Source organism: Pontibacter sp. H249 (genome assembly GCF_037892465.1).
Lineage (GTDB): Bacteria > Bacteroidota > Bacteroidia > Cytophagales > Hymenobacteraceae > Pontibacter.
In genome coordinates this window covers 209,860-226,841 of sequence record NZ_JBBKTR010000005.1, presented here as the reverse complement: position 1 = coordinate 226,841, position 16,982 = coordinate 209,860, and the positions used below count along the sequence as shown (strand labels likewise).

Annotated in this window: 20 protein-coding genes; 9 read left to right on the top strand and 11 right to left on the bottom strand. The window is 44.7% G+C overall.

Features of this window, described 5'->3' with window-relative positions; genetic code table 11:
* Positions 1-116: 116 nt before the first annotated feature.
* The 3 genes from WG943_RS09280 to pfkA form a co-directional block, all read right to left on the bottom strand.
* Positions 117-548 (bottom strand): hypothetical protein, encoded by a 432-nt coding sequence (locus tag WG943_RS09280; RefSeq protein ID WP_340408410.1) that lies wholly within the window; start codon positions 546-548, stop codon positions 117-119.
* Positions 549-742: 194 nt separating this feature from the next.
* The gene (locus tag WG943_RS09275) at positions 743-1,204 is read right to left on the bottom strand and encodes a hypothetical protein (RefSeq protein WP_340408409.1); all 462 of its coding nucleotides are present in this window, start codon (positions 1,202-1,204) and stop codon (positions 743-745) included.
* Positions 1,205-1,478: 274 nt separating this feature from the next.
* The gene (gene pfkA, locus WG943_RS09270) at positions 1,479-2,450 is read right to left on the bottom strand and encodes a 6-phosphofructokinase (protein ID WP_340408407.1); all 972 of its coding nucleotides are present in this window, start codon (positions 2,448-2,450) and stop codon (positions 1,479-1,481) included.
* A 302-nt stretch (positions 2,451-2,752) separates the two neighbouring features.
* Here pfkA and WG943_RS09265 point away from each other — a divergent pair, with 302 nt between their 5' ends.
* Both WG943_RS09265 and WG943_RS09260 read left to right on the top strand, forming a co-directional pair.
* Complete coding sequence (locus WG943_RS09265; protein ID WP_340408405.1) at positions 2,753-3,181, top strand: TerB family tellurite resistance protein; 429 nt, start codon at positions 2,753-2,755, stop codon at positions 3,179-3,181.
* A 7-nt stretch (positions 3,182-3,188) separates the two neighbouring features.
* Positions 3,189-3,521: a hypothetical protein gene (locus tag WG943_RS09260; protein WP_340408404.1), complete on the top strand. Its 333-nt coding sequence runs from the start codon at positions 3,189-3,191 to the stop codon at positions 3,519-3,521.
* A 14-nt stretch (positions 3,522-3,535) separates the two neighbouring features.
* Here the strand turns inward: WG943_RS09260 and WG943_RS09255 are convergent, their stop codons facing one another.
* From WG943_RS09255 to WG943_RS09245, 3 genes are all read right to left on the bottom strand, one after another.
* Positions 3,536-4,156: a hypothetical protein gene (locus tag WG943_RS09255; protein WP_340408402.1), complete on the bottom strand. Its 621-nt coding sequence runs from the start codon at positions 4,154-4,156 to the stop codon at positions 3,536-3,538.
* 44 nt (positions 4,157-4,200) lie between these two features.
* Positions 4,201-5,958, bottom strand: coding sequence for an SLC13 family permease (locus tag WG943_RS09250; protein WP_340408400.1), 1,758 nt, complete (start codon positions 5,956-5,958; stop codon positions 4,201-4,203).
* Between the two features lie 95 nt (positions 5,959-6,053).
* Positions 6,054-6,863: an SDR family NAD(P)-dependent oxidoreductase gene (locus WG943_RS09245; RefSeq protein ID WP_340408398.1), complete on the bottom strand. Its 810-nt coding sequence runs from the start codon at positions 6,861-6,863 to the stop codon at positions 6,054-6,056.
* A 118-nt stretch (positions 6,864-6,981) separates the two neighbouring features.
* Here WG943_RS09245 and WG943_RS09240 point away from each other — a divergent pair, with 118 nt between their 5' ends.
* The 3 genes from WG943_RS09240 to WG943_RS09230 all read left to right on the top strand — a co-directional run bounded on the left by WG943_RS09240 (position 6,982) and on the right by WG943_RS09230 (position 10,971).
* Positions 6,982-7,548 (top strand): sugar O-acetyltransferase, encoded by a 567-nt coding sequence (locus WG943_RS09240; RefSeq protein ID WP_340408396.1) that lies wholly within the window; start codon positions 6,982-6,984, stop codon positions 7,546-7,548.
* A 150-nt stretch (positions 7,549-7,698) separates the two neighbouring features.
* Positions 7,699-10,059, top strand: a complete 2,361-nt coding sequence (locus tag WG943_RS09235) for a TonB-dependent receptor (protein WP_340408394.1) — start codon at positions 7,699-7,701, stop codon at positions 10,057-10,059.
* Positions 10,060-10,071: 12 nt separating this feature from the next.
* A complete protein-coding gene (locus WG943_RS09230; protein ID WP_340408392.1) occupies positions 10,072-10,971 on the top strand; it encodes a DUF4249 domain-containing protein in 900 nt (299 codons plus the stop codon).
* Positions 10,972-11,060: 89 nt separating this feature from the next.
* Here the strand turns inward: WG943_RS09230 and WG943_RS09225 are convergent, their stop codons facing one another.
* On the bottom strand, positions 11,061-11,789 hold the full coding sequence (locus WG943_RS09225) for a Dph6-related ATP pyrophosphatase (protein ID WP_340408391.1): 729 nt from the start codon (positions 11,787-11,789) through the stop codon (positions 11,061-11,063).
* 204 nt (positions 11,790-11,993) lie between these two features.
* Between WG943_RS09225 and WG943_RS09220 the strand changes: the two genes are divergently transcribed.
* Complete coding sequence (locus WG943_RS09220; RefSeq protein ID WP_340408390.1) at positions 11,994-12,182, top strand: hypothetical protein; 189 nt, start codon at positions 11,994-11,996, stop codon at positions 12,180-12,182.
* Between the two features lie 61 nt (positions 12,183-12,243).
* Here WG943_RS09220 and WG943_RS09215 read toward each other — a convergent pair whose 3' ends face one another.
* On the bottom strand, positions 12,244-13,338 hold the full coding sequence (locus WG943_RS09215; protein ID WP_340408388.1) for an MBL fold metallo-hydrolase: 1,095 nt from the start codon (positions 13,336-13,338) through the stop codon (positions 12,244-12,246).
* A gap of 270 nt (positions 13,339-13,608) precedes the next feature.
* Between WG943_RS09215 and WG943_RS09210 the strand changes: the two genes are divergently transcribed.
* The 3 genes from WG943_RS09210 (at position 13,609) to pepE (ending at position 15,088) form a co-directional block, all read left to right on the top strand.
* Positions 13,609-13,869: a hypothetical protein gene (locus WG943_RS09210; protein WP_340408387.1), complete on the top strand. Its 261-nt coding sequence runs from the start codon at positions 13,609-13,611 to the stop codon at positions 13,867-13,869.
* 99 nt (positions 13,870-13,968) lie between these two features.
* On the top strand, positions 13,969-14,232 hold the full coding sequence (locus tag WG943_RS09205; protein WP_340408386.1) for a hypothetical protein: 264 nt from the start codon (positions 13,969-13,971) through the stop codon (positions 14,230-14,232).
* Positions 14,233-14,368: 136 nt separating this feature from the next.
* Positions 14,369-15,088: a dipeptidase PepE gene (pepE, locus tag WG943_RS09200; protein ID WP_340408385.1), complete on the top strand. Its 720-nt coding sequence runs from the start codon at positions 14,369-14,371 to the stop codon at positions 15,086-15,088.
* A gap of 316 nt (positions 15,089-15,404) precedes the next feature.
* On the opposite strand, the gene WG943_RS09195 is transcribed toward pepE, so the two are convergent.
* From WG943_RS09195 to WG943_RS09185, 3 genes are read right to left on the bottom strand one after another with little or no spacing between them, the layout of a single operon-like run.
* Positions 15,405-15,845 (bottom strand): hypothetical protein, encoded by a 441-nt coding sequence (locus tag WG943_RS09195; RefSeq protein WP_340408384.1) that lies wholly within the window; start codon positions 15,843-15,845, stop codon positions 15,405-15,407.
* A 7-nt stretch (positions 15,846-15,852) separates the two neighbouring features.
* Complete coding sequence (locus WG943_RS09190) at positions 15,853-16,296, bottom strand: hypothetical protein (RefSeq protein ID WP_340408382.1); 444 nt, start codon at positions 16,294-16,296, stop codon at positions 15,853-15,855.
* A gap of 35 nt (positions 16,297-16,331) precedes the next feature.
* Complete coding sequence (locus WG943_RS09185) at positions 16,332-16,871, bottom strand: RNA polymerase sigma factor (RefSeq protein WP_340408381.1); 540 nt, start codon at positions 16,869-16,871, stop codon at positions 16,332-16,334.
* Between the last annotated feature and the right edge of the window lie 111 nt (positions 16,872-16,982).

The window sequence follows — 16,982 nt, the reverse complement described above, 5'->3', positions numbered from 1 at the left end:
CGTAGTGCAACAATCAGCTTATAATTGCCTTGTGAAAAAATAATAAAAGCCCCTGCCTATGTACAGGCAGGGGCTTTTAGATGTAAAGATTTTCCTGAGCTATGCTTTAAAGCGCATTAGGGGAGGATTACTGTTCTGCCAAAGTGGCTTTCAGGTAGAGGCTTGGAGTCCAGATGTACTTCTTTAATCGTAACAGAGGTGCAGCATTCACCTGTGCGAACATCAAAGGCAAAGCTCAAATTCTGTGATCGGTAGCCTTCGATGTTTAAAGTATAGTTACTGTTGGTACTGTTTACTGCTGCTTCTAACCAGGTTTCGTCTCCGTATTTTATTGTAGCAACACGTACAAGGGGTGCCATAGCGTTTGCAGTAGCAATGTATAGCTGTTCTAGTTTTACAGAGCCATCGTCGAGCAGGTTTACGCCTTCTGCGTTTGTTAGCTTAAACACAAAGGGCTCCACTATGCAGTCTACACTGGAGCATTTTTTGTCGCAGCTTGTAAAAGCGAAAAGTATAAACAGTAAAGCAAATAAGGTTTGTTTTCCCATAGAACTATACATTTATGTCCGGATCAAGAACTAAAAGAGAAACAGGTGTAGGTTATAACAAAGTATAACTTCTCGTTTAAGTTTAGTTTTTGAGGTATTGATTTTAGTATAACGGTTGGTACATAAAATGAGCAAGGCGTAGCCGAAGCTTGACTTATGTGCAGTGTTAGTAGCTTTTTATTCTCCATTTTACTTTACCTTCCAGAAAACAGCACCAGGTTTGACTTCCTGTCAAGAAGCTTATACCCTGTATGGTCCAATGATAGGTTTCCGTTATCCAAGGCAATGTACCTGTTCATGTAAGCTTCACCTGGTTCATCTTTATAGATAAATCTGGTGAATCCATATCTGGTACTACTAAAGCCAATGATGTTATTCCTTTGCAGAAGAGTCAAGTTAGTTTTTAGAAGTTGCCAATCTGAACTGTCTAAATGGCCCAGCTCTGGCACCTGCTCTTGAGTTAGAGAATTAAAGTTATTGTAGTTCGTCTGGTTGATGTTAAGCTGGTTGTCTTTGACAAAGACAAGACTAACTGAATCATCAAACTTTCTGAAGATACTATCGACTTGAAGTATAGATTTTTCAACCGAAGCAACATTATCTTTTAACTCTATAAAGTTTCTGTTCCCACATGAGTTAAGGATAATAGCTATCAAGATGAAAATGCTTAGAAACTTCTTGTTCACTCGATTCTTATAATTAAAAATTGCTACTAACTAGTAGATATGCGTAAACATACGGTTATCTGCACTATATGAGTAGGTGTAAAAGCTGATCTTGCATATATTAGTAGTGTTCTTATACCTGTAGATCTCTGCTTTCATCGGTTTCTAAAATCTAAAGCTGATACCTGGCTAGAAAAGGGGACTGTATTAGCTGTACGAAACCTACTTGCCATACTTAACTGCTTTCAACGCCAACTTTACTACGCTATACCGAAAGTATTTTTACCATATCAATATAATGCGGGTTAATGGATTTCTGCTTGGTAATGGTATCAATAAATGGTGTGTAAACCAGCTCTGAGTTCATGATTCCGGCCATTACACTTTTGCGTCCTTCCAGTAAACCATCCACGCAGGCAATGCCCAATTGGCTGGCCAGCATTCTGTCGGCAGCAGTAGGGGCGCCTCCTCTTTGCACATGGCCAAGTATAGTTACGCGGGCATCCATGTAGGGCAGCATTTTCTGTACCTGAGAAGCTATTTCTGTTGCGTTTCCGGCTTCGTCCCCTTCGGCCACGATCACAATAAAAGATGTTTTGGAGCGGTCCCAGCCGGTGCGTAGCGTATCTACAACAGATTGTATGCTCGTTTCGGTCTCCGGTATCATTACAATCTCGGCACCGCCGCCTATGGCACAAGGTATAGCAATATAACCGGAGTCGCGGCCCATTACCTCTATAAAAAACACACGGTCGTGGCTGTCAGCTGTATCGCGTATCTTATCAATGGCATCCAGGGCCGTGTTAACAGCAGTATCGTAACCAATGGTGTAATCTGTGCCGTACAGGTCATTGTCTATGGTGCCGGGTGCTCCGATAACCGGTATGCCAAACTCTTCGCAAAAAATATTGGCTCCGGTAAACGTGCCGTCTCCGCCAATAGCTACCAGGCCCTCAATTCCATACTTTTTAAGTTGCTCGTAAGCCTCTCTGCGTCCTTCTTTAGTCGTAAACTCCTTACTTCTGGCCGAGCGAAGTATGGTGCCGCCTTTTTGTATAGTATTACTTACAGAGTTTGACTCCAGCCTGATGATCTCCCCTTTTATCATGCCACGGTAGCCGCGCATAATGCCATAAACTTCTATTCCCTTGTGTATAGCTGTACGTACTACCGCACGGATACATGCATTCATCCCGGGTGAGTCGCCGCCAGAGGTAAAGACTCCTATTTTCTTCATTTCAAACTATTTTTGTAGCCTAATTGCTGCTAAAGGCTTTATTAGTCAGCGAAAACACTGAGCTGGCCATCAGTAATTAGCTATTGTTGTGCTTCATTAAACTGCAGCTAGTACCAGTCTTAAGGTTTAAAGTTAAAAAAAGCTGCAAAACCGTATCCTTAAAAATATAGAAAACCGTATGTAATATCGGTATTATCTGTACCAATGTTTACCAGGCTGTGTTACGTGTCTGCAATACCTAACGCTGCAATACCTGCAAGATGCAATAATTACGAAAATTATACTTATTAAAACGGCTCTCTATGTTCGGTTTTTTTGAAAGCGAAGAAACAAAAAGGTTAAAAAGCCATATAGCCAACTTGGGTGCGTTGGCTAAGATTGATGGACACGTAGACCCTAACGAGATTAACTTTATTATTTCGATTGGAAAGCGCCACGGTTTAAAAGCTGATGAAGTACGCCACCTGATCTCCAATGCTGAGAAGACCGAGCACCAAATGCCGGCAAACGACTCGGAGCGTTTTGATCAAATTTACGACTTGGTAGAGATGATGCTGGCTGATGGCATAGTTGATGAAAATGAAATGGAGTTCTGTATTAACATGGCTGCCCGCCTGGGCTTCAAAAAATCGGTAGTTGGTGTGCTCGTCAGAAAAATATCGATGGGAGTGAAGGATGGCTTTACACGAGAGTACATTAAAAGCGAGGCACAAGCCTTTCTTAATTACTAATTAGTTTATGCACAGAATAAAAATCAGCTACAAAACCCTGATAACAATATACATTGGTCTTGTAACGCTGCTAGGGTTTTACCTTTTGCTTAACAGTAAGTTTTTGATGAGCTATACCAGTGTAAGTGAATTGCCGCTGGCGTTCTTGCTGCGCTTCGGAATTTTCTGGTTTGTTAGCTTTGTATTGGCCCTGGTCTTTTTTGTAGCGCACATCCATATGCACCAATACACGTTATCAGACGCTGAAATTGCTCAGTCTGCTAAAGTAGGCACCTTTGCTTTTATTGGGGGCGTTTGTGTGGCTGCTCTCTCCGGGATACTTATTATAACATTGGCTTAAGCTCGTAACATGGGCTATTTGTTGGTATTGTATACTTTAAAACTATTGTCTCTGTATACATAAACCGTTACATCATCATCCAGGCCTACAGCAACTGCTTCTGTTTCAAGTTTGATTTGGGCACCGCTTTCTTCGTCTTGAAGTTCCTGCCCCGGCTCTGCCAGCATTAAATAGTAAAGGCTTTTTAAGCTTCCGCGGTCGTTAAAAAGTATATCCCGTTTTAGTTCTTGCAGGCTCCAGTTGCCGTTTCCTGTATCAATGGCTGCCACAATAATCAGGTTTTTGCCGTGCTGCAGTTGTAGTGCATAGTCTTGCTGAGGATCGTTGGTAAAATCACCTCTTACAATAAATGGCCCTTGTTCATTGCCGGTTCCTTGTTTGCTAGCTGCGTCTGCCAGTACTGGCTGCTCATAACCCGGATATTTTTGAGTAAGTAGTTGCAGCACTGGTTGTGGCAGGGGTAAGGTAGGCGTAATTACATCTTCATCTGTTTTTACTGCATCAAGGCGTGTATTTGCCACCGTGTCCAGTGCCTCTTCCTGTGGCGCCACATCCACTTGCTCATCTTTTACTTCTTCGTTTTTAGGCGAGCATGCCCATGCAAGTATAAGCAGGAGAAAAACTTTGTTTTTCATGATTTATAAATTTATGTATGCTTACTGGCAAAAGCTTTAGGTAGTTACATAGGCCAGAATATGGGCACCAAAAATATGATTACCAGAATCAGTAGTACAGTTAAGGGTGTGCCAACCCTGATAAAATCCCAGAAGCGGTATCTGCCAGGGCCATACACCAGTATACAGGCAGGCTCGAAAGGCGTTACCATAGATACCGAGGCAGCCAGCATGATGGCAATGGCAAAAGTACGTGGGTCTGCATCAAGCTCCAGGGCTGTACGCAACGCGACCGGTACAATCACCAGTGCCGCCGCCGCATTAGACATGGGTTGCGTAAGTACAACTGTAAGTAAAACAAAACCGCCCAGCACAGCCAGTTTACCCATTGGCCCTAATAAATCTACAATGCCATGTGCCAAAAAGTCGGCAGCGCCGGAGTTTTCCATGGCAGTGCCAAAGGCCGTCATACCGCCAATCAGCACTAGCAGGCGCCAGTCTATGGCAGAATAGGCTTTGTCGGCGCTAATGCACCTGAACAGGATGGTAAGTATGGCAGCCAGCAGAAAAGCTATAGAAAGTGGCAGCAGTTTGGTTGTACCGGCTAATATGGCAAGTATAAAACAGGCAATAGCAATGGTGCCTTTGCGCTTTTTAAAAAGCAAAGGCTCAAAGGCATCCAGCAGCGCCACGTTGTTAGACTGCCGCAGCTGGTCCAGCCGTTGTGCAGCGCCCTGTACCAGCAGCAGGTCTCCGAGTTGCAGCCGTATACTTCCGATTTTGGCACGTAGCGTTTCGCCGTGCCTAGAGATGGCCAGCACTACCAGTCCGTAACGTCTCGTAAACTCTACCTCTTTTATTGTTTTGCCAATCAGATTAGACTGCCGCACCACCAGTAATTCAGCCAGCCGGATATCTTCGGTTACCAGGTCTTTGGCAAGTATGGCATCAGCCATAATCTGAATGCCCTTTGTCTCTTTTACTTTTATCAGGTTATCCAAATCGCCCTCTACCAAAAGTATATCGTTGGCTTGTATGCGGGTCCGGAAATCTGGCAGAAAGTTATCTTTATCCCGGATGATGTTGAGCATCCTGAAATTAAGTGTTGTGAGGTCTGAGGCGAACACCAGTTGGCCCACCAGTGGCGAGTCAGTCAGCACGACGATCTCAGTAAGGTACTTCTGGAGTTTATACTCTTCTGTGAGTTGCTGGTCGTCGTGGCTGGGAAGCAACCGCTGGCCAATCGTCATCATGTAAGCAATACCGACAATAAAGATAATAAAACCTAAACCGGAAATCTCGAAGAGCCCAATAGGCGGTAGTCCTGTTTTGGCGATGTAACCGCTTACTGCCACATTGGTGGAGGTACCGATAAGGGTGCAGGTACCGCCAAGTATGGCAGCAAAGGCCAAAGGCATTAATATTTTGGAGGCGCTGCGGTTTATTCGTTTAGATAAACCTACTAGCGGTGTTACAAACATGGCTGTAACGGTGGTGTTGTTCATAAACGCCGATACAATGCCGGTTACCAACATCACGACAAACAACATGACGTTAGTGCTTTGCCTGGCCAGGTTGGCTAGCCGCACTACGGCAAAATCCAGAATACCGGTTTCCTGCAGGGCAGCACTAAGTATAAATATGGAGGCTATAATAATGATAAAGTCGCTGCTGAACCCGGCAAACGCCTCTTCTGGTGAGATAATGCGCACACTTGCCAATATGATCAGCATAACAAGCGTTACAATCTCGATAGAGAGATACTCGGTTGCAAAAAGTATGATGGCCGCAACCAGCAGCGTAAGCACAAGCGCTATTTCCATAAAAGCTTTTAGGGTGATGCCGTGCTACTGGAAAGTAGTACGGTTCCGGCTTTTACGTGCTATGCCTGTTTTGAGTTGAGCGGATATTTGTACTATTATCGCATGATAGCTGCCATACCGCCATCCACAATCATAGTATGGCCAGTTACGTAGCTGGCGGCATCGGAGCATAGCCAGGCAATGGCTGCGGCTGCCTCTGCGGGATCGCCTAATCTTTTCTGCGGTATGAAGCCGAGGTACATCTGTTTCACCTGCTCTTCTTTGGCAGCATCACCACCAGACTGCATCCGGAACATGTCTTGCAGCATAGGCGTGTTGTGTGCACCGGGTGCGAGTACGTTTATGCGGATGTTACTTGTAGCCAGCTCCTGGGCAGAGGCCTTGGCCATAGCAATTACACCTGCCTTGGCAGCAGAGTATAAGGCCCCACCGGGTGCGCCTCCCAACCCGTTTATACTTGAAACATTTACAATAGCTCCGCCAGCAGGCTGCTGCTCCAGCATTAGCCTGATCTCCTGCTGCATGCAAAGCCACACGCCACGCAAGTTTGCCGCCATAGCGGTGTCAAAGTCTGTAAGCTCGAATTCATGGAGGGGCTTGCCTATGCCTGTTTCGTCGGCCGCGTTGTTTACGGCCATATCCAACTTGCCATGCTGCTGCTTAATTTCCTGGAAAAGGTTTAGCACAGCCTCCGGTTTACTGTTATCAGCTTGTATAAAGGTGGGTGTTACTTTACTTTCTTTAAATAAGTCTAGAACCTGCTCCGCCTTTTGCCTGCTGCGGCCACTGATTATTACAGTGGCACCGCTCTCAGCAAAGAGCTGTGCTGCAGCCAGGCCAATACCAGAGGTGCCGCCAGTTACCAGCACTACCTTTCCCTCAAAATTATACTTTACATCAGGCATAGGAATATCGAAGTATAAATTTAAAATCTTATATTTATCCTTTTACTCATTAATATCTAGTTGGTTAAGTTCATACTTCAAACACTTTAGCCAACACACTTTATACCTGCAGCTGCTTATGAAAACAGAGAAAGAAAAAATGCTGGCCGGCGAACTTTACAACCCGCTTGATAAAGAATTATCAGATGACAGGTTGCGGACCAGACTGCTGCTAAAGGAGCTGAACGATACCAGAGAAGATAAGGAAGAAGAGAGAAGTAGGATTATAGAAGATTTAATTCCCAATGCCAATGAAGGCCTGTGGCTGCAACCGCCTTTTTACTGCGATTACGGTACCAATATGGTAGTGGGAGAAAAAGTGTTCTTTAACTTTAACTGTGTGGTGCTGGATGTGGCGCAGGTAACCATTGGCAGTAGAACGCTTTTGGGGCCAAACGTGCAAATTTATACTGCTACTCACCCCATGAATCACAAAGAAAGAGCAAGTGGATTAGAGTTCTCCAAACCGATCAGTATCGGAGAAGATGTATGGGTAGGCGGTAGCGCCATTATTTGCCCGGGAGTAAGTATAGGAAACCGCAGCGTGATTGGAGCAGGCAGTGTAGTTACCAAAGATATACCAGCCGGTGTTTTTGCCGCAGGTAATCCCTGCAAAGTGATTCGGCATCTTGATCAGGATGAATAGTTAGAGGTTTTAATAAGAGCTTTACCCGTTGTTAAGGTTCTTTAACTAATCATTTACTTCTAGTTAGATTCAATATAATTATCTGGCATATATATTGTAAAGCAGATATTCTACGTTATCATACATTATTTAATCTTTCCAATTTTATCTATGAGGCAACTTATACTTTTATTGCTGCTGCTCTGCTGTGGCAATGGCTTTGTTCAGGCGCAGAGCAAACACACCATCAGCGGCTATGTGCGCGAAAAGGGCAGCGGCGAATTACTGATCGGGGTAAGCATTTACCAACCCGGCACCACCATCAGCACCTCCACCAACACCTACGGGTTTTACTCTATCACTTTACCAGCCCAGGACTCTGTTACCCTGGCTTATGGTTACCTAGGCTACAAACCTGAAACCAGAAAAATATTCCTGCGCCAGAACCATGAGTTGAACATAGAATTACAATCAGAGGCTACGCTGCAGGAGGTGGAGATTGTGGCGTTAAAGCAGGAGCGGGTGAGCCAGGCGGTGGAGATGAGTAAAATTGAAGTACCCATTTCCCAAATCAAGAACATCCCGATGCTGCTCGGCGAGAAAGACGTGATGAAGGTGCTGCAGCTGATGCCGGGTGTGCAGAAAGGCAGCGAGGGCAACAGCGGCATTTACGTGCGCGGCGGCGGACCCGACCAGAACCTGATCATACTGGATGATGCCACAGTATACAATGCCTCGCACTTGTTTGGCTTTTTCTCTTTGTTTAATGGCGATGCTTTAAAGAGTGTGGAATTAACAAAAGGCGGTTTCCCGGCACGCTACGGCGGTAGACTGTCCTCGGTTATCGACCTGAATATGAAGGACGGTAACAAGGAAGAATTTCACGGTGAAGGCGGTATTGGTTTAATTTCTTCAAGGCTGATGCTGGAGGGGCCGCTGAGCAAAGGGAAGTCTTCGTTCCTGGTATCTGGCCGCCGTACTTATGCCGATATTCTGGCGCGCCCTTTTATGAACATCGACGGTAAGGCTGGCTACTATTTTTACGACCTCAACACAAAAGTGAACTACGACTTCGGGCAGAAGAACAAGTTATACTTAAGCGGATACTTTGGCCGCGACCGCTTCTTTTTTAGGGAAAAGGACGGTGGCGATACATCGGAGGGAGGTGTGCACTGGGGCAATGCCACAGGTACGCTGCGCTGGAACCACCTGTTCTCTGATAGAGTGTTCGCCAATACATCCCTGGTATTTAGCCGGTACCGCTTTAACATTTTTGCCTCCGAAGAAGATGACGAAAGAGACGAAAAGTTTAAGCTGGATTATTTCTCCGGCATCCAGGACCTTTCTCTAAAGTATGACCTGGATTACCTGCCTAACCCGCAGCACTCCATTAAGGCTGGTTTGCAGAGTACTTTTCATAGATTTACCCCAAGCGCACTAGTTGTAAAAGACACTAATCAACCTACTTTGGAGCAGGAGTCAAAAAATGTGGATGGCGTTGAAACTTCTGTGTATGTGGAGGATACTTACAGGCCAAGCCCATTATTTAGGGTAAATGCCGGTATCCGTTTCAGCCATTTTGCAGCCGATAAGAAAAGCTACTTTATGCCAGAACCTCGCCTGGCAGCTGCCTATAACCTGCGCGAAGACCTTTCGATAAAGGCATCTTATGCGCGCATGAACCAGTACGTGCACCTGATCAGTAATACAGGCATTGGCCTGCCAACCGACCTGTGGGTGCCTACCACCGACAGGCTGGCTCCGCAAACATCGCAGCAAGTGGCAGTGGGCGTAGCCAAAGATTTCCTGAAAAAAGACCTGGCCCTTACAGTAGAAGGTTATTACAAGAAATCCGACAACATTATAGGATATAAAGAAGGCGCCAGCTTTATGGTGATAGATGACCCGGAGTCGGCAGAAGAGGTAAACTGGGAAGATAACATTACGGCAGGCCAGGGTTGGTCGTATGGTGTGGAGTTCCTGCTTCAGAAGAAGGCCGGCCGTTTCTCGGGTTGGGCCGGCTATACTTTGTCGTGGACCCAGCTGCAGTTCGACTCGCTTAACTACGGCAAAAAGTTCTATGCCCGTTACGATCGCCGCCACGACATCTCGCTGGTAGGCATTTATGAACTGAGTAAAGGTATAACACTTTCCGGTACGTGGGTGTATGGTACTGGCAATGCTATTACGATGCCGGTTGGCACTTACGCGTCTCAGCCGCAAATGCCATCAAGATACAAGGTGCCTTACTACTCCTACTACGGCAACAATACAATAGACTACGGCGACCGCAACTCCTTCCGGATGGCTGCCTACCACCGCATGGATATTGGCATTCAGTTTCATAAGCAAAAGAAGTGGGGAGAGCGCACCTGGGAGATCAGTTTCTACAATGCCTACAACCGCCGCAACCCATTCTTTTATTACATAGATGAAGAATACAGCGATAATGGCAACACTTCGGAAAGCAAGCTAAAGCAGATCACGCTGTTCCCGATTATCCCATCTGTTACTTATGGCTTTAAATTTTAAGAACTACACCAGATGAAAACATACCATATCATACCAATAATCATACTTGCAGCCCTTGCAATGCTAACTGGTTGCGAGCAAGATGCAGAAAATGTAAAGCCGTTTAAGGTTGAGTCTAAACTGGTAGTGCATGCCTTTATTTCTCCTCAGGATACTGTAGTTAAAGTTCACGTGCAAAAGTCGCAGCCGGCTATTGGCAAGCAAATGAGAGATGAGCAACTGCAGATATCCAATGCTAATGTCACAATCACAGATGGTAGTTCTACTGTAACTTTAACGTATGACGCTAACCACAATGCGTATTTTACCGAGCCCGATGAGTGGCCTATTATGGCAGGCAAAACTTATAAGTTAAGTGTTACAGCCCCCGGAGGATTTTCCGCAACAGGGAGTTGCACAGTTCCATTCGCATCGGGCATCAAGATACAAGATGTTAACACCACTTTTACAACAGAATCCGACTACTATGGTAATGAAATGCACAAGTATAAACTAAGGTATAACTGGACAGATGTCCCCGATGTGGACAACTACTATCGTACTTTGGCTACCCGTTTATATTGGTACAAAGATTACAATGGTGAACGACTAGAGGGCGTTAACCCACTTTATATGGACCACGGAAAACCAGGGCTATACAAAGATGACAAAGCAAAGGGTGGCGTTATTGTTTCTGATGATTTCCATTTTTACGAGAGCACACAAGCTGGAATAGAAAAGCCATACCGGGTGCACTTGTTACTTGTTGTGGCAGATAAGCATTACTATATGCACCAGGATGCTGTACATAAGCAGTCGCAGTCTAACGGGAATCCTTTTGCAGAGCCTGTAGTAATGTATAGCAACATTGAAGGTGGACTTGGTGTGTTTGCAGGCTACAATCAGGTAGAGAGAATTGTAGAAGTTGAGTAACTTAAACGGTTATATTTAATGAAAAAGAGAGGCTGGTAAAAAGGCCTCTCTTTTTCGTTTATACCAACTGCAAAGCGTAGCAGCGGGTTTTATACTTTCGGGAGCAGGTCGCAGAACCAGAAGCTGGTGTCGTAGGTCGGCTTTTCTTCTTTTTTAAAGCAGTTGTCGTCTGTATTAGCAGGTACACCATAGGTTTTAAGAATTTTCTCACCTAAAGTATACTTTACCGGCTCCCGGAAAATAGGGCCATCAAACACAAAAGTATGGAACTCCCCGTTTTCACCGGCAGGGTCTACATCAGCTGGTAAATCTTGTATAAAGCTATGGTCAAGTATACGGCCTACAAAAGACTCATCCAGCAGTTTTGCATTTATACTTACCACCACAGCCTTAAAACCAAGATCTACGAACCCGTGCACCAGCTCTATTGTAGGCCTGCCCCAAAGCGGAAACACGGCTTTGATGCCAACCTGCGCCAGCTGCTGCTCCCGGTATTTTCGCAGGTCTTCCAGGTTTATGTCGCCAAAGATGGCATGTGTAAAACCCTGTTCCTGTAAAGGGCGCATGGTAGCTTCCATTACTTCATTGTAGGCTGCCATAGAGGTGTTTTCAGGTAACATGATCTGCTGTAACGGTATACCTATACTTTCGGCTTGCTGCACCAGCAATTCCTGCCGAACGCCGTGCATGGTGATTCGGTTAGTAGCACTGCTTAAAGAGGTTAAGAGCAACTGTACATCGTATTGCTTTTGCTTAAGTACGTGGTACAGGCATAGTGCAGAATCTTTGCCGCCACTCCAGTTAAAGATGCTTTTCATGTTTTGCGTAATGAAGTAAGACAAAAGTAGGCACAAAGTATAAAGAGATACAAGTTTATAGAGACTCATGCCCCTGCGTTTATAATACTAACCTGATAACTGGTAATGAGCTGCAGCAAACCTATAATTGCATGAAACCCGTACAATTAGCAGGGGCTGTTATTTAGCAGCTCTATTATTTTTAACTTAGAAAAGGAGGATGTTATGCCACAAGGAGATAAATCTGCCTACACAGATAAGCAAAAACGAAAGGCAGAGCACATTGAGGATAGTTATGAAAAACGCGGCGTTAGCCACAAAGAAGCCGAGAAAAGAGCCTGGGCCACTGTAAACAAACAAGATGGCGGTGGTAAGAAAAGCGGCTCTGGCAGAGCAAATCACAAAAGTGATTAAGGAAAGCTCAACTAGCTAAAGTAAAACAGGCCAGGTGTTCATTCACCTGGCCTGTTTTACTTTAGGGGTAATTATTGGTATGTGCCTCCGGATCGTCGTAATTAGGGTCTATGGTTGGGGGCATACCCGTCATAACTCGGTTGTGGGAGTATGGCCTTTGCTTTGGGTAGGTGCTGTAGCTACTGCGCTGGCCGTTTTTTCTGTTATTATTTTTATTTCTTACAGCCATCCAAACCAAGCCAGCCACTGCCACAGCTCCGGCCACAGCCAGTACTTTTGGGCCTGTGTTACTTACAGCCGGTGGCAGCGATACTACACCCTGCTCATCCATAATGGCAGGCTCGTGCACGTAGCGGCCATGTTTTGGAACAGCCTTTAGCCAGAAGTTTCTTACCAGCTCTTCCAGTTGCATAGTCAAATCCTCACCGCGCATAGGCATACCATGTCCGCTAGCTGCTACCTTAGGGTCAAGGTTTAACAGAGTTTCTACAGAATGGTGTGCCGTGCCCCAGTCAGGAGTATAATAATTTGGTGGGCCATGCACTTCGCGCTTTTCTGTCATTACAGCAATAGCCGATTCAGCGTCGCGGGTTGTAAAGGCATCGCCAACTAACAACATACGGTCTTCTTCCCTAAAAAAGGAAACATGTCCCGGACTGTGGCCTGGTGTTTGAACCCAATGCCATCCTTCTAAGCCTGGCACACTGCCATCCTCAGGCAGTAATTCCAGTACACTACTAATATCAATGGGCTTTTTAGGATAGATAAAAGACATATACGCCATAGCACCGCCGCCTACACTAGGGTCTGGTGGAGGGTAACTCGACATGCCCGTTAGGTAGGGGAACTCCATCGGGTGTGCATATACTGGTACTTGCCAGTGCTCTGCCAGTTCTTTTACAGTGCCCACGTGGTCAAAGTGCCCGTGTGTAAGTATAATTGCCTTTGGCCTGCTGTGTTGGCCAAATATCTCATCGGCAGCATTGCGTATTTGTTTCGCGTAGCCTTTTACACCAGTATCCACCAAAACCCACGAGCCATCCGGGTTAGCTACATAAAATAAATTTACAAATGCTGTCTTTAAACCCCACACACGCGGAGCAACAGGGAAGGAGTGCCGATTACCCACGGCCTGGTGTTTTTGTGATGTTTCCATAGGCTAGCGTTTACTTAAAGTTAGCGAAATAATGTCAGACATTTAGTACGGGGTGGGGGTAAATATGGCTGTGCAAAAGTTTAATAAAATAAATGTGGTTATATGTTAATATTTGGCTGCCTGTATGTTAGAAAAAAATATCCAACAGGATTGGTAAAGTATAAATTAAGGCATGTTTTTTGACACTCAATAAATAAGATGTCTTAAAAACAGTCAAATTGATTTCCTGTTTTTAAGGAATTTTTTATCTTTCAGGAAAGTTTATTTTCTATGGTTAATTTATTTGTGCCACCGAGCTATATGGCGGTTTATGCAAAGTGCGTAGATGCGTCGATGCCAGCCTTTGATCCGGAAGAGTGGATTGAGGAAGGCAAGGTGTACCCTGTAAAGCATTTTTCAGAGCCCCTTAACCAGGGTGATGGTTTTGCCATTACCATTATGGATGAGGACGGCGTTGAGATTCACCCTTCGTCTTCGCATTGGAGTTTTGCCTCTACGCGATTCGAACTTTATACTTTGCACCTGAACTAGACCAAATTCAGAAAAATTACGTTTAACTATAAAGGCTGCCCTGGGCAGCCTTTTTTTTAAAGTTTTTTTAATGCCAAAGTATAGGAGTACAATTTTACCATGATTACCGCCGAAGAATTCAATGAGCTTCCCCCTCATTTGCAAAGCCAACTTGTTTTTAGCCAAGGCCATTATCTGTATCACCGCATTAAGGGCTGGTGTAAAATAGACCTCTACTGGTTTCATAGTTTTTACGTGGAGATTTGGTTTCTCTACGACCTTAAAAGTATAGGCCTTGTACGGGCTCTAACCAAATACAGGCACCTGGAGCCATACCTAGAAACCATAAAGCTTAAGTTAAAGACAATCCGGAAAGAGGAATGATTTTTTAGAATTTCGAATTCCAGGTCTTAACTAATTTTACTGCTAACAGAAGGTAAACTGCCCTAGATTCATAATTAATAATTCATCAATCAGAATTTCTTTTGTTTTGCCTCGCTCAAAATTTATACTTTTGGGTATGAGCAGAAATTTACTTTTAATAAGCACCTCTACTACGCACGGCACAGGTTACCTGGAGCACGCCGAGCATGAGGTAAAAGCTTTGCTGACTGGCAAAAGCAGTATCTTGTTTATTCCTTATGCCCGCCCGGGCGGTATCTCACATAAAGATTATACTTCCAAAGTTAAAGAAGCATTTGAACCCTGGGGGATCAGTGTTTCAGGCATACACGAGTATGAAAATCCTGTAAAGGCAGTGCAGGAGGCCGAGGCTATTTTTATTGGCGGCGGCAATACCTTTCAATTGTTAAAAGGCCTTTATACAAACAAGCTGATTGAGCCAATACAGGAGCGTATAAAGAAAGGCATGCCTTATATGGGCACAAGTGCCGGCACGAACGTGGCTGGTAAAACCATAGGTACAACCAATGATATGCCTATTGTGCATGTAAAATCTTTTGATGCGCTGCAGCTGGTGCCGTTTAACATAAACCCGCATTACCTCGATCCGATTGAGGGCTCTACACACATGGGAGAAACCCGTGAAACCCGAATTGCTGAATTTCATCACCTGAACCGCCAGCCTGTAATAGGTTTGCGTGAAGGAAGTATGCTGCGTATTACCGGAGATAAAATTGAGTTAAAGGGGCCACTTTCTGCGCGTGTTTTCCTGCAATCAGAAAAACCAGTAGAGTTTAACCCAGGTGATGATATTAGCTTTTTAATGGAAGCTTATTAGCAGCAACAGGGTTTATATATCGGGTCTAACCACCTCTGCCCCTCCTTATCCAAGGAGAGGAGTTTGTACTTACCTCTTTAACTCACATCGGAATAATTCAAGCCATTCTCCCATTGTCATCCTAAAAGGGTCTGGGTAAAAGTGAGATTAAGTAAAGTTACAGAGTTTATACCTTGGTAAAAGTAGTTATAGAATTCCCCTCTTTGGATAAGGAGGGGGAGGGGTGGTTGGATCCGGTATTGTTAAACAGCTACTATAAATATGAAAAAAGGCGCCAACTAGGGCGCCTCTCTTTTTCAACTATAGCCAATTATTGTTATCTGTTTGATGCTGCTCTGCTAGCATCTAGCTTTTTCAAGAGCAGTTTAGTAAAGTCTCTTTCAGCACGGTACAGTTTAATGAGCTGCTTTGTAGAAATGATGCGCTGGTACCTGGCTGCATACTCCTTCTCAAGCGCTAGCTCCTTCTCTTTTGTGTCAAACATTTCCTCGATGCGGGCTCTCGCTTCCTGTTCGCTCATTTCTTCCAGGTTTCTGCGGTAACCACTGCGGTAGTTACGCATCAAGTCACGTCGTTTTGTCTCATACTCATTATAAACCGGCCAAAATTTCTGTGCCTGGTCAGCTGTCAGCTCCACTTTATCTGTGATATAGGCAACCTTAGCAGCCTCAACGTTCTCGTTGCGTTCTTGTGCAAGTGCACTTGAGCTGCCTAACCCTATTATGCAGAAAAGTAAAAGTATAAGGTATTGTTTCATGGGTGATTTATTCTTCAATGTGTCTGATGTGGTAATACTCTAGTTCCTCTTCGGCAACTTTAGGGCTTATATTCAAGAAATCTTCCGTAAACTCATGTTTAGTGAGGTAGCTCAGCTCAGCCAGGTCAGCCGTTTCCAAGTCTTCGTTGTAGTGCAGATAGTCTATAATATCGTTTTCGGCCAGCGGCTGCAAAGTGCTATAGTCATTTTGCTTTTGCTGTTGCTGGGTAAAAAAGAATGCTCCCACAAAAACCAGAAGCAGCACAAGCGGTGCTACAGCCATCCGTACCTGAGCCCAAAGGCCGGCATGCACGGATGTTTCCTGCGCACGGGCACCAGCAGTACGTTCCATCACACGCATCGGCAGGCGGTCGAAGTAACCCTCTGGTACCTGGTAAATATTGTGCTTTGGAAGGTTTTCCAGTTTAAAATCCTCGTTCATTTTCTTCATACTCTAAAGGTTAGATAGAGAACTCATCAGAAAGTTTAATCCAGCTTTATAAATTCTTCTATTTTTTTAACTGCCAGGTGGTAGGACGTCTTTAAAGCACCTACCGAAGTACCCAGAATTTCAGAGATTTCCTCGTATTTCATTTCATCGTAGTACTTCATGTTAAATACTAGGCGCTGCTTATCGGGCAGGCGTAACAAAGCCTTCTGCAGCTTTAATTGAATCTCATCTCCAGAAATACCTGGCGAGGTATCTATTTTTTCAGACAACTCAGCGGCAACGTCATGTATCGGTAAAAAGAAACGCTTTTTCTTGTTCGATAAGAAGGTAAGGCACTCGTTGGTGGCAATACGGTAAATCCAGGTATAAAGCTGTGCATCCTGTCTGAAATTGCCCAGGTTCTTCCATACTTTCACAAACACCTCCTGTGTCAGGTCGTCCGCATCGTCGTGGTTGATCACCATCTTGCGGATGTGCCAGTAGATTTTCTGCTGGTACTTACGCACAAGTTGGTTAAAGGCCATGTTCTGGCTTTCGGGTTGCGAGAATTTTTCTAAAATCTCTTTATCTTCCACGAGTTGGGTAAGCAGGTAGTAGCTTAAGTATGCCGGTAATTTAAATTCAAGATAGCAAGTATAAAAAAAATAGAGGGAGATAACGCTGTACCACCCTCTATTTTATACTTT

Excerpts from the sequence above, each read along its gene's own strand:
- WG943_RS09280 (WP_340408410.1), bottom strand. The coding sequence starts at position 548 with ATGGGAAAACAAACCTTATTTGCTTTACTGTTTATACTTTTCGCTTTT.
- WG943_RS09265 (WP_340408405.1), top strand. The coding sequence starts at position 2,753 with ATGTTCGGTTTTTTTGAAAGCGAAGAAACAAAAAGGTTAAAAAGCCAT.
- WG943_RS09250 (WP_340408400.1), bottom strand. The coding sequence starts at position 5,958 with ATGGAAATAGCGCTTGTGCTTACGCTGCTGGTTGCGGCCATCATACTT.
- pepE (WP_340408385.1), top strand. The coding sequence starts at position 14,369 with ATGAGCAGAAATTTACTTTTAATAAGCACCTCTACTACGCACGGCACA.
- WG943_RS09215 (WP_340408388.1), bottom strand. The coding sequence starts at position 13,338 with ATGGAAACATCACAAAAACACCAGGCCGTGGGTAATCGGCACTCCTTC.
- pfkA (WP_340408407.1), bottom strand. The coding sequence starts at position 2,450 with ATGAAGAAAATAGGAGTCTTTACCTCTGGCGGCGACTCACCCGGGATG.
- WG943_RS09240 (WP_340408396.1), top strand. The coding sequence starts at position 6,982 with ATGAAAACAGAGAAAGAAAAAATGCTGGCCGGCGAACTTTACAACCCG.
- WG943_RS09235 (WP_340408394.1), top strand. The coding sequence starts at position 7,699 with ATGAGGCAACTTATACTTTTATTGCTGCTGCTCTGCTGTGGCAATGGC.
- WG943_RS09255 (WP_340408402.1), bottom strand. The coding sequence starts at position 4,156 with ATGAAAAACAAAGTTTTTCTCCTGCTTATACTTGCATGGGCATGCTCG.
- WG943_RS09195 (WP_340408384.1), bottom strand. The coding sequence starts at position 15,845 with ATGAAACAATACCTTATACTTTTACTTTTCTGCATAATAGGGTTAGGC.
- WG943_RS09220 (WP_340408390.1), top strand. The coding sequence starts at position 11,994 with ATGCCACAAGGAGATAAATCTGCCTACACAGATAAGCAAAAACGAAAG.
- WG943_RS09210 (WP_340408387.1), top strand. The coding sequence starts at position 13,609 with ATGGTTAATTTATTTGTGCCACCGAGCTATATGGCGGTTTATGCAAAG.
- WG943_RS09230 (WP_340408392.1), top strand. The coding sequence starts at position 10,072 with ATGAAAACATACCATATCATACCAATAATCATACTTGCAGCCCTTGCA.
- WG943_RS09190 (WP_340408382.1), bottom strand. The coding sequence starts at position 16,296 with ATGAAGAAAATGAACGAGGATTTTAAACTGGAAAACCTTCCAAAGCAC.
- WG943_RS09245 (WP_340408398.1), bottom strand. The coding sequence starts at position 6,863 with ATGCCTGATGTAAAGTATAATTTTGAGGGAAAGGTAGTGCTGGTAACT.
- WG943_RS09205 (WP_340408386.1), top strand. The coding sequence starts at position 13,969 with ATGATTACCGCCGAAGAATTCAATGAGCTTCCCCCTCATTTGCAAAGC.
- WG943_RS09225 (WP_340408391.1), bottom strand. The coding sequence starts at position 11,789 with ATGAAAAGCATCTTTAACTGGAGTGGCGGCAAAGATTCTGCACTATGC.
- WG943_RS09260 (WP_340408404.1), top strand. The coding sequence starts at position 3,189 with ATGCACAGAATAAAAATCAGCTACAAAACCCTGATAACAATATACATT.